Genomic DNA, 10,824 nt, shown 5'->3' on the forward strand with positions numbered 1-10,824 from the left:
GTCCAGAAGAATGCTTCAGAAGCCGTAGCCGAGCCGGATGCCGAGATTGGTGAGGCCGTCGTTGTTCTTGCATAGCCGGGCATTGGACATGTGCTCGGCGGACAGCATGACCGAGACGGTCGGCGCCACGCGATAGCCGAGCGACAGGGTCTCGTGGAAGTTCACCCGGCAGCCATAGGCGTTGTCCCTGGGGGACGAGCCCCCCAGGGACCCGTCATGGATGGCCCCGCCGATGCTGAGATCGGTGAAGATCCGGTCGGTGAGGCCGATGGTCCAGCCGAGGTCGGCATAGGCGAGGCTGGTGCCGCCGTTGGTGCTCACCGTACCGCCCAGGCGCGGGCGAGGCGCGAAGGCCCAGGCAAGGAAGTCCGGGCTCCTGAACAGAATCTCGCCATTGATATCGACCCCATCCCGCTCATGGGCCGGGCCGGTCAGGTCATGCGCATAAACGCCTGCGTGGACTTCATGGAGCTCGGAGAAGGCTGGATAAGGATTGGCCAGGACCGGCAGACCCAGGCCGGACGATACCATGCACCCGGCAGCTACGCTGATGACACGACGTTTCCAGAAGGATGGGGCCATCGCATTCTATCTCCGTTCCACTCCGAGCATGTTGTCCGTCGACCACTTCCCTTGATGTCTCGACATGTCCGTTCGATGCGTCCTTCAACCCAGGCCGGACGCTCTGCTGGCAGCAAAATTCATGCCAGTTACTTGGTCGAATCCAGGCTGCGGCGTCTTTGCCTCAACGGCTCACGCTGATGGCGATCTTGCCCCGCACCCGGCCGGTCATGCTCAGCGCCAGCGCATCGGCTGCCGCCGCCAGGGGCAAGGACCGGGCCACCGGAACCGTCAGCTTCCCGGCATCCGCCAGGTCGGCCAGCTTCTGCAGGTCCCGGCCGTTCGGCCTGACCCAGATGAGGTGGCCACCCTTCTCCTCGGCCGCCGGATCCACGATCGAGGCATGGCGGCCGCCTTCGCGCAGCACCGCCTCCGTCACGTCGACCACGCCGCCCACGAAGTCCGCCACGATGTCGACGCCCGCCGGCGCCATCTGCCGGATCCGCTGCGCCAGTCCGTCGCCATAGGTCACGGGCTCGACCCCGAGTGCCCGCAGGAAGTCGTGGTTCTTCTCGGAAGCCGTGCCGATCACCCGGGCGCCATGGGCCTTCGCGATCTGCGATCCCAGGATGCCCACGCCGCCCGCGGCCGCATGGATCAGGACGACATCGCCGGCCTTCAGGCCCAGCCGCGTCAGGACCTGGTAGGCGGTGAGGCCCGCCAGCGGCAGCCCGGCCGCCTGGTCCCAGTCCAGGCTCGCCGGCCTGCGCGCCGCCGCCTCGGCCGAGACCGTGACGAACTCGGCGAAGGTGCCGTCATGGATGAAGCTCTTGCGGGCATAGGCGATGACCTCGTCACCCGGCCGGAACTCCGGCGTGTCGAAGCCTACTGCCTCGACCACGCCTGCCACGTCCCAGCCGGGAATGGCCGGAAAATAGGCCTGCATGATGCTGTCGAGGTGACCCGCCATGATCTTCCAGTCGACCGGATTCACCGAGGCGCTGCGGACCCGGATCAGGATCTCGCCCGGCCCCACCTTCGGTGTGGGTAGCTCGGACTGGCGGAGGATTTCCGGACCGCCATAGCGGTCGAAGGTCATGGCCTTCATGCGGGGCTCCTGGAAGGGGAGGCGGAGGGGACGCCCGGCCTGCAGCGGCTGAGATGACTCAACCCCGCCCGAGGAGGGCCGGTTCCCTGGGCCTCCTCCCCGCACACCGCCGCGCGCCGCGGCAGTCGCTGTACATGGCCCGACTAGGTTCTGTCGCCAAAGCTGGTGAATGGTTGACATGATCGCATCTGGGCTGGGTGACGATACGTACCCTGCTGACGGACGTGATGTGGAGTGGGCTCAAGCCCCTGCTGCCGCCGCAGAAACCCAGGACCGGGCGGCCCTCGATCGACCACCGTAGGTTCATCGAGGCCGTGCTCTGGCTGGCTCGCACCGGCTCGCCCTGGCGGGATCTACCAACTGAGCTGATGAACTGGCGCACGGCTTGGCGGCGTCTCCAGCGGTGGACGCAAGCTGGCATCTGGAGCCGCATTCTGACTGGCTTGAGGGCCGTGGCAGCGGACGCTGGCTGGCAGGTGCACATGCTGGACAGCACCGTTATCCGTGCCCATGCCTGTGCCGCAGGAGCACGTGGGTCGGCAGGCGAGCAGGCACTTGGCCGTTCCCGCGGCGGCTTCTCAACCAAGCTGCATCTTCGCGCCGATGCCCATGGCCGACCGGTGGCGCTGCATCTGACCGGAGGCGAGCGTCACGACCTGTTGGGCGTCGCGCCACTGTTCGAGCAGGCGGCCTTGCGCACCGGCCAACGTGGCCGGCCGCGCTGGAAGCCGGTTGCCGTCATCGCCGACAAGGCCTACTCGGCTGCATGGCTGCTCGACGGCCTGCGGCGCAAGCGGATCGTCCCGATCATCCCGAACCGGGTGGACCAGCCACACAATCCAGAGTTCGACCGTGCGACCTACCGGCAGCGCAACTTAGTCGAGCGTCTGGTCGGCAAGATCAAGCAGTTCCGCCGCGTCGCGACCAGGTACGACAAGCTCGCCGCCCACTACCTCGCCTTCGTCCAGATCGCCGCGCTGATGGTCTGGCTACGCAGCTTTGGCGACACGACCTAGCCGGTCGGCAGCAGCTGGCACTTCGTCAGGTTGGCTCCGTTCGCCTTCGCGAATGCCAGGTACTCCCGCCACCAGTCGGCGTTCCTGTCGAAGGTCGCGCGGCCGGTGCCGTTCGGTCCGAGCGTGCCCCAGATGACGACGCCACTGGCGCCCTGCTTCTTCAGCGTGTCGAGCTGGTGACCGAAATAGCGCCTGGGCAGGAGCTTGTTGGCCAGGGCCGGCTGGTTGAGCTTGTTGTGGAACTGCATCCAGATGAACGGGTAGACCGGCTTCTTCCATTGCAGCGCCAGCTTCATCGAGCGCTGCACCATGGTGGTCCAGACCTCGAGCGTCTTCTTGCGCCGTGCCTCGGCCGTGGCGCCGACATCGTCGTACCAGTTCACGTAATAGGCCGGGAACAGCGCGTCGACCGCTTCACCCAGCCGGGACGCCTCGGCATTGGCGCGGGCGAGCAGTGGCGGTGCCTGGAGGAACTCCGCGTACTGCATGCTGGCCGGGTTGCCGAAATAGCTGCTCTGGTAGCCGAAGAAGTCCTTCACCGGCGCCTCGCCATAGATGCCGTAACGCAGGCCCGTGCCGAGCTTCTGCTTCAGGTAGCGGTGCAGGGCGATGTAGCGGTCGGTCTTCTGCCGCACCACCGCCGGCTGGTCGGTGCGCTTGATGCTCCAGGAGCCCTCGACGTTGACCGCGGCCAGCCGGTCGGCCGAGCCCGCCGCGGCCTTGCGGATCGCCTCCAGCTTGCTGTCGATATAGGCGGTGTCGATCTCGTCCCGGATCTTGCCGCCCTTGAAGAAATAGCTGGCCGTCAGCAGCGGCAGCCGGGTCAGCCCGCACTTGTCCAGGCCCTGCGGCTGGTTGGCGAAGGTGAAGTTGTAGTAGAGCCGGAACGGCTTCGGCGCCGGGACGGTCGTGGCGGCGGCCGCCACGACCTGGAAGGCATCTTCCTGGAAAACACGCCCGTCATCCGCGGAGGTGACCAGATCACCGGCTCCGGTGCTGCTCAGAACCTCTGCTGGCAACGGCAGGCCGGGCCCATGGCGAGCTGCAATATCCATGGGTTCGACAATGTCTACTGGAAGATTTCCGTAAGATGCCGGGCTAAGTATCAGAAATGAAGCGGTGAATATCAGGGCCGAAGTCGAAGCTATCGATAGCATCCGCAACTGGTTGCTCCTGAAATCAGGGTTCAGCCAGGAGATGAATGATTGCCGTGATCCAGTCAATCAGACGATGAACGAACGCCGCCTGATCAGCGGTCGGGAAGCAGCTGGCAGGCGCTGAGATCCACCCCGTTGGTCCGAGCGAAGGCGAGTAATTCTCGCCACCAGTCGGCGTTCTTGTCGAAGCTCGCCCGGCCGGTTCCATCAGGCCCGAGCGTGCCCCAGATCACCACGCCGTCCGCGCCGAGCTTCTTCAGCGTCTCCAGCTGGTAGCCGAAGAAGCCCTTGGGCAGGAACTTGTTGGCCAGCTCCGGCAGGTTGATCTTGTTGTGGTACTGCATCCAGACGAACGGATAGACCGGCCGGTCCCAGCTTTTCGCGACCTTCAGCGACTCGCGGGCCGCCACCGTCCAGCCCTGCACCGTGAGCTGCCAGCGCTCCGCCTCGGTACGGCCGAGATCATCGGACCAGACCGTGTATTGCGGCGGGAACAGCGCGTCGGATCGGCGCGCCAGCCGCTCGATGCCGAGATTCACCTGGGCGGCCAGTGCCGGTGCCCGGATGAAGTCCTGGTACTGCACGCTGGCCGGATGGCCGAAATAGTCGGTCTGGTAGCTGAAATAGTCCTTCAGCGGCGCCTCGCCGTACACGCCGAACCGGTACTTCCGGCCCAACCGGTCCTCCAGATAGGTCAGCACGTCCAGGTAGCGGTCGACCTTCTGCCGCACCACGGCCGGGGCATCGGTGCGCTTGATGCTCCAGGCCCCTTCGATGTTGACGATGCCGATATCGCCGCTCTTGGGCGTGAACATCGCCTCGATCTTGGCCAGGCGCTGGTCCACATAGGCGCGGTCGATCCGGTCGGCGGTCTTGCCGCCCGGGAAGAACAAAGACGGGGTGAGCAGCGGCAGCCGGGTCAGGCCGCATCTGTCCAGGCCGTCCGGCTGGTTGGCGAAGGTGAAGCTCTGGTAGAGCTTGAAGCTCTTGGCCGGCGCTTCCTCCACCGGCTGCGGCATCTGGGTCAGGGGGAAGCTGCGCAGGCGCAGGCTGCCCGGCCGAGCCGGGTCGTAGACGCCCCAGGGCGGGTCGGCCGCCAGGGCCAGCCCGGCGGCGGCAGCGGCGACCATGAGGCCGAGCGCCAGGACGATGTGATGGACGACCCGTATCAAGCCTGGCTCCTTCCCGAGCGGCCACGGGCAGGCCCGGATGCCCGTGTTCCAGCATGGGCAGATGCCATAGCCGGATCGCCCATTTCTGGAAACCCGCCGGCTTGACGCCCAGGCGCCTGCGGCCCATGGCGGTGGCGACCGCTAGGAGATGCCCGCCATGACTTTTCGCTGCGACGTGCCGGCCGTTCCCACCATCCAGCAGGACGACCAGGCCGTGCGCATCACCCGCTGGGACTTCGCGCCCGGTGCCGCCACCGGCTGGCACGAGCATGGCTGGCCCTATTTCGTGGTGATGCTGGTGGAGGGCACGCTGCGCATCCACGACGGCGAGAAGGTCACCGACGTGCCGCTCGCCCAGGGCCAGTCCTACGGGCGGCCGTCCGGCATCAAGCACGACGTGATGAACGGCTCGCCCCACCCGATCGCCTTCATCGAGATCGAGATCAAGCGGCCGGACCTGCTGCCGCGGTAGGCCGGCCCCATCCTGCGGAGACGGCTGCGCGCGCTCTTGCTGGCGCTCGTTCCGCGGGGCGCCGGATAGGAAGCGAGCCTGACCCAGGCCAGTCGAGTGACCCGCCGGTTGATTCGGCCGCGCAGGCTCCGTCACCGGACAGGCTCACTCGAGTCGCCAACGTCAGGCTTTCTCGGCCTCCGGAGCATGTCGGGCCAGCTTCTGCGCGGTAGCCTCGCACACGATCTGCAGCTCCCCGACCAGGTGCTCGATCTGCCGGCCCGCCAGCGCCTCCTGCTCGATCGCCCGTGCCAGGATGCCGATCCGCAGCAGGCCGAAGCTCGGCGCCGTCCCGGCCAGACGGTGAGCAGGCTTGGCAACCTCGGCCGGATCGTCCTTCAGCCGCTGGATCTCCGCCACCAGCTCCCTTGCCGAGACCAGCGCATCATGCAGGAATTTCGCCGCTCGCACCGGCCCGGCCATCTTGGTGAGTGCCGCGATGCGGGTGTGGTCGAGCAGGGGACCGGCCGCAAGGGAGTCGTCCGGCGCTGCAGGAACGGCCGGCGCCGGTGCATCGCCCGTCGGGGCGGCGGGCCGGCAGATCCCGGCCAGGGTCCGGTACAACTCTCCCCAGGCGATCGGCTTGGTCAGCACGTCGTTCATGCCGGCGTTCAGGCAGCGGCGCCGTTCGGTGTCCATCACGTTGGCGGTCAGCGCCACGATCGCGACGCTGCCGTGGGGAGCCGGCAGTCGCCGGATCCGCTGCGTCGCCTCGATCCCGTCCATCTCCGGCATCTGGACGTCCATGAGGACGATGTCGAACACCTCCGCGGCAGCCTTTTCGACTGCTTCCCGGCCATTCTGGGTAAAGGTGATGGAGTGGCCGCCCTTGGTCAGGATGGCGAGCAGCAGGTCGCGGTTCAACTCGACGTCTTCGGCCACCAGGATTCGCAGCGGCGGGCATGAGGTCGGATCCGGATCGGCCTGCTGCTCGGCGAGGCTCCGGTCTCCTTCGGGCAGGCGGAGCTCGAACCAGAACAGGCTGCCCTGGCCGGGTCTGCTCTCGCCACCGATCCGGCCGCCCATGAGCTGCACGAGATGCTGGCAGATCGCGAGGCCGAGCCCGGTGCCGCCATAGCGCCGGGCGATCGAGCGGTCGGCCTGGGTGAAGGCATGGAACAGGCCCTTCAGCCGCTCCGGGTCGATGCCGATGCCGGTGTCCCGGATCTCGAACCGGAACCAGTCTCGTGCGGCACCATCACAGCGGCGGATGGTCACCCGGACGCCGCCCTGGCTCGTGAACTTCAGCCCGTTGCCGATCAGGTTGACGAGGATCTGGCGGAGCCGGGCCGGATCACCCTGGACCACCGGTGGCAGCTGCGGGTCCGGGTCGAAGTCGAGCGTCAGCCCGTGCTCGACCGCCTGGGGCGTCATGATGGACTGCACCTGCACTATGACCGTGGTCAGGGAAAAGTCGACCTCGTCGGGATGGAGGCCGCCGGCTTCCAGCCGGGAGAAGTCGAGGATGTCGTTGATCACCCCCAGCAGATGCTGGCCGGAGACCCGGATCGAACGGACATAGTTCTGCTGGCGCGGGCCCAGCGGCTCGCTCGCCAGAACATCGGCCATGCCGAGCACGCCGGTCAGCGGCGTGCGGATCTCGTGGCTCATCGCCGCCAGGAACTGCGCCTTCGCCCGCTCGCTTTCCTCGGCCTTGGCCTGCGCCAGCCTGGCCTGGGTGGCGGCCGCTTCCGCCTGGCCGAGCGTCGTGCGCAGAAGCGCGATGTTCTGTTGACGCACGAAGGTGATCCAGCCGGCGATCAGGCTGAAGGCGAAGCTGGCGGCAATGGCGATGGCCACCTGCATCCGCCATTCGGCGAGCAGTGCGGCGGCCGGCTTCGCTGCAACCACCCACAGGTCCAGCTCGCCCACCTCCGTGACCGAGACGACATGCTCGGCCAGCTTCATGTCGCCGGCCGCCGCAGTGCCCGAGCGCAGCCATTCGTCCAGGCCAGGCGGACGCGGCGGTGCCACATCGACGCGCGGCCAGTGTCTGGCATCCAGGGCGTAGAGCTCGCCCGACCCGTCGACGAGCGCGATCGTCTCCTCCGAATCGGCCAGCAGGTCGGCGAACATCCGGGCGTACAGATCCACGTTCGCCCTCACCATGACCACGCCGACGAGCTGGCCGGTGGCGGAACGGAGCGGCCAGCTGACCGGCACGATCCGGCTATAGGGCCAGGCCCGGGCAGTGAGCGGATGGCCGATCGCCATGCCGCTGGCACGGTTCTCCAGGTGGACCCTGAAATACTCCCGGTCGCTGAGGTCGAAGCTGCTTCCCGTAATGACGCTGGTGAGCCGGACCCTGCCCTCGCCGTTGGTGATGATCACGTTGCGACTGCTGGTGCCCTTGTCGTACGCGATGATACTGCTGGACAGCCGTTGGTACACCCGGGCGATGCTGAATTGTCCCTGGGCCAGTTCCTGGACGGCGATCGACACGAGCAGGTCCAGTGCATCCAGGTCCCTGCGCACGGAGCTGGCCGCGGCGAGGCTGGTGGCGGTCAGCCGGGCCTCGGCCGTGGCCAGAACCCGCTGGCGATATGTTTCCAGCAGCGGGGAGGCCAGGAGGGCGCAGCAGGCCAGGCAGCCGAGCGCCGTCAGGAGCCCCGCTCGCCACGGGCTCAGGGAATTGAATCGCTGCCATAGCGAGGTGAAGACGCTTCCTGGACTAGGCGACATCAGGAATTCTTGGATTGGTGTGCCCGCATGGTGGAAGTGTTGCTACAGATCCCCCCGGGAAGAAAGGTTGGTCGCCTTGTTTTCCGCGCTACCGGTAAGATTGGTGAAGAAATGTTTCCCTGTTGATGCGCCTCCTCTCTCCGGCACTGGCCCGGCGCCCTGCCTGGGCCAGGCCAACGCAGACAGATCTCTCCTGATTGTCGGCATCGGGCACGACGTGATGAACGGCCCGTCCCACCCGCTCGCCTTCGAAATCGATACAAGGCGGTCGGATCAGCTCCTGGACATGGCCTTCGCTGCCCGTTCCGTGTCGCATTCCGGCGTGCGCCGCATGGTCGGCGCGCGCTGGATCTGGTCGGGCGTCGCGCATTGCGGCAGGTCGGCCTTGGCCACCGCGTCCAGGAACCGCGCGCGTTCCGCCGCCGCCTCCGGCATCAGGAAGTCGCCGCGCAGCGCGAATTCACGCTCGGCCGAGAACTGCGGATCGCTTTGCAGCAGCCTGGCCCGCCAGTGCTGCAGCTCGTCCGTCCGGCCCAGTTGCGCATAGATCAGGGTGTTCCATAGCCGCGCCCAGTAGTCGTCGTTGCCCGTGGCCTCGGCGGCCGCGGCCGCCTCCTCGAAGCGGCCCGCCATGAAATAGACGTTCCGCTCCCGCCAGCGATACATGTGGCGCCTGGCGGGATCGAGGCGCACGGCCCGCTCGACCAGTTCCACCCCGCGCGCGGTCTGTCCCCCGATCGGCAGATCGACCGCGCCCAGTTCCGACATCAGTTTGACGTCCCGCTGGGCCATGTCGTTCACCAGCTGGATCTCGCTCCACCATCGGCGCATCTCGTTGCCGTAGAGGTAGCGCTGGGCCAGCAGGTATCTGGCCCACGCGTTCCTGGGCCCGACCTGCACGGCCCGCTCGGCTGCCTCCAGCCAGCGTGCCATCGCTTCATCGTGAGAGCCCCAGCCATTGTCCACCTGCTGGCGATAGGCGGCGGCCAGTTTCGCGAACGGTGCCGGATCGGCAGGGGCGAGGTCGCTTGCTCGCTCCGCCAGTTCGATCGCCCGCGCGTTCGCCTCCGGCGTGGTCTCGTCCAGTTCCTCCCCGGCGAGCAGGTAGAGGTCGAACGCCTCCAGACTATCCCCCTGCTTGCCCCGTGCCGAGGCGAGGCGGTCGATATAGGCAGCCCCGCCCAGCGTGATGGCGATCCGCTCCGCGAGTTCCTCCTCGACCGTGAACAGGCCCTTGATGGGCCGGTCATAGCGCTCGGCCCAGATCTGCCGGCCGGAGGCGGCGTCGATCAGGGAGACGTTCGCGACCAGGCGGCTGCTGTCGCCGTCCAGGCTGCCGTCGACCACGTAGCCTACCCCCAGCTCCCGCCCCACCCGGCGGGGGTCGCAGTCTGCGTCGCGATAAGTGAACGTCGTGCCGCGGGCCATGACATCCCAGCCGAGCGCGGTCAGGTCGCCGATGACATTCTCGATCATGCCGTCGGCGAGCCGTCCGAGGCGGGGATCGTCGGAGCGGTTTTCCAGCGGCAGGACGGCGATGGACGGCCCGCCCGCGGGTGCGGGCACCGGCCACCAGAGTGCCAGCGCCCCGCCGGCCAGTCCGGCCATGCCGGCGATCGCCGCGGCCATTGCCCTTCGCCGCCCGATCCACCGCCCCCGGCGCATGCCGAACCGGCCGGGTGTCCCGTCCAACCGCACGCGGTACGCCCGCACCAGCCGCTTGATGTTCTTGACCCGCTGCTCGCCCGCGAACTCCAGCGGCAGGTCGAGCTTGCCTTGGAGGTGGTCGTAAGCAGTCCCTGAGACGACCACCCCGCCCGGCTCCGCCAGCTGCTCCAGGCGTGCCGCGACGTTCACCCCGTCGCCATAGATGTCGCCGTCGCTCTCGTGGATCACGTCGCCCAGGTTGATCCCGATCCGCAGGCGCAGGCGCAGGCGCTGGTCGCCGGGCAGCGCGGCTTCGCGCCGGGTCATGCCCTGCTGGATCAGCACGGCACAGCGCACCGCATCCACGACGCTGGCGAACTCGGCCAGCAGCCCGTCGCCCATCAGCTTGACGATGCGGCCCTGGTACTCGGCGATCAGGGGTTCGACGAACTCCTGGCGATGCGCCTTGAGCCGGGCGAGGGTGCGGTCCTCGTCCTGCTCCATGAGCCGGCTGTAGCCGACGACATCGGTCGCCAGGATGGCGGCGAGCCGCCGCTCGATCCGTGATGCTGCCGCCATGACTGTCCCTCGGCGGGGTCGGGCGGGCAGCATAGCAGAAATGCGGTGCTGCCGTAGGCTCCGAGCTTTCCGCCGGGGACAGGATGCTGCCGGATCAGGCGGCGCGCTGGTGGCGGCCTTCCTGGACCTCCTCGACGATCTTGCCGACGAAGGCGTCCAGGTCCTTGGGCGAGCGGCTGGTGATGATGCCCTGGTCGACCACCACCTCCTGGTCGACCCAGTTGCCGCCGGCATTGGCGACGTCGGTCCGGATCGACCCGAACGAGGTCACCTTGCGGCCACGCAGGGCGTCGGCTTCGACCAGCAGCCAGGGACCGTGGCAGATCGCGGCCACCACCTTGCCGGACGAGACGAACTGCCTGACCAGCTCCACCGCCTTGGGCTCGGTGCG

Annotated in this window: 9 protein-coding genes; 2 read left to right on the forward strand and 7 right to left on the reverse strand. The window is 67.7% G+C overall.

Features of this window, described 5'->3' with window-relative positions; translation table 11 throughout:
* Positions 1 to 15: 15 nt before the first annotated feature.
* Positions 16 to 531 (reverse strand): acyloxyacyl hydrolase, encoded by a 516-nt coding sequence (locus VNS22_RS12240; protein WP_325732778.1) that lies wholly within the window; start codon positions 529 to 531, stop codon positions 16 to 18.
* Between the two features lie 214 nt (positions 532 to 745).
* Complete coding sequence (locus tag VNS22_RS12245) at positions 746 to 1,669, reverse strand: NADP-dependent oxidoreductase (RefSeq protein ID WP_325732780.1); 924 nt, start codon at positions 1,667 to 1,669, stop codon at positions 746 to 748.
* 197 nt (positions 1,670 to 1,866) lie between these two features.
* On the opposite strand from VNS22_RS12245, the gene VNS22_RS12250 reads away from it, so the two are divergent.
* On the forward strand, positions 1,867 to 2,685 hold the full coding sequence (locus tag VNS22_RS12250; RefSeq protein WP_414653348.1) for an IS5 family transposase: 819 nt from the start codon (positions 1,867 to 1,869) through the stop codon (positions 2,683 to 2,685).
* Here VNS22_RS12250 and VNS22_RS12255 read toward each other — a convergent pair.
* Both VNS22_RS12255 and VNS22_RS12260 read right to left on the reverse strand, forming a co-directional pair.
* Positions 2,682 to 3,611, reverse strand: a complete 930-nt coding sequence (locus VNS22_RS12255) for a hypothetical protein (protein ID WP_325732782.1) — start codon at positions 3,609 to 3,611, stop codon at positions 2,682 to 2,684. The two genes, VNS22_RS12250 and VNS22_RS12255, sit on opposite strands and share 4 nt — an antisense overlap.
* Before the next feature lie 323 nt (positions 3,612 to 3,934).
* Entirely contained in the window at positions 3,935 to 5,014 is a 1,080-nt protein-coding gene (locus VNS22_RS12260; RefSeq protein WP_325732783.1) for a hypothetical protein, read from the reverse strand.
* 157 nt (positions 5,015 to 5,171) lie between these two features.
* On the opposite strand from VNS22_RS12260, the gene VNS22_RS12265 reads away from it, so the two are divergent.
* The gene (locus tag VNS22_RS12265) at positions 5,172 to 5,486 is read left to right on the forward strand and encodes a cupin domain-containing protein (RefSeq protein ID WP_325732785.1); all 315 of its coding nucleotides are present in this window, start codon (positions 5,172 to 5,174) and stop codon (positions 5,484 to 5,486) included.
* 162 nt (positions 5,487 to 5,648) lie between these two features.
* On the opposite strand, the gene VNS22_RS12270 is transcribed toward VNS22_RS12265, so the two are convergent.
* The 3 genes from VNS22_RS12270 to VNS22_RS12280 all read right to left on the reverse strand — a co-directional run.
* Positions 5,649 to 8,207, reverse strand: coding sequence for an ATP-binding protein (locus tag VNS22_RS12270; RefSeq protein ID WP_325732787.1), 2,559 nt, complete (start codon positions 8,205 to 8,207; stop codon positions 5,649 to 5,651).
* A gap of 273 nt (positions 8,208 to 8,480) precedes the next feature.
* On the reverse strand, positions 8,481 to 10,433 hold the full coding sequence (locus VNS22_RS12275; RefSeq protein WP_325732789.1) for an adenylate/guanylate cyclase domain-containing protein: 1,953 nt from the start codon (positions 10,431 to 10,433) through the stop codon (positions 8,481 to 8,483).
* A 94-nt stretch (positions 10,434 to 10,527) separates the two neighbouring features.
* The coding region (locus tag VNS22_RS12280; RefSeq protein WP_325732791.1) for a DJ-1/PfpI family protein at positions 10,528 to 10,824 on the reverse strand (297 nt) is incomplete at its 5' end.

The sequence above is a fragment of the Geminicoccus sp. genome (assembly GCF_035556675.1).
Taxonomy (GTDB): domain Bacteria; phylum Pseudomonadota; class Alphaproteobacteria; order Geminicoccales; family Geminicoccaceae; genus Geminicoccus.

Coding starts and splice junctions, on each gene's coding strand:
- VNS22_RS12240 (WP_325732778.1), bottom strand. CDS start 531: ATGGTATCGTCCGGCCTGGGTCTGCCGGTCCTGGCCAATCCTTATCCA.
- VNS22_RS12245 (WP_325732780.1), bottom strand. CDS start 1,669: ATGAAGGCCATGACCTTCGACCGCTATGGCGGTCCGGAAATCCTCCGC.
- VNS22_RS12265 (WP_325732785.1), top strand. CDS start 5,172: ATGACTTTTCGCTGCGACGTGCCGGCCGTTCCCACCATCCAGCAGGAC.
- VNS22_RS12270 (WP_325732787.1), bottom strand. CDS start 8,207: ATGTCGCCTAGTCCAGGAAGCGTCTTCACCTCGCTATGGCAGCGATTC.
- VNS22_RS12275 (WP_325732789.1), bottom strand. CDS start 10,433: ATGGCGGCAGCATCACGGATCGAGCGGCGGCTCGCCGCCATCCTGGCG.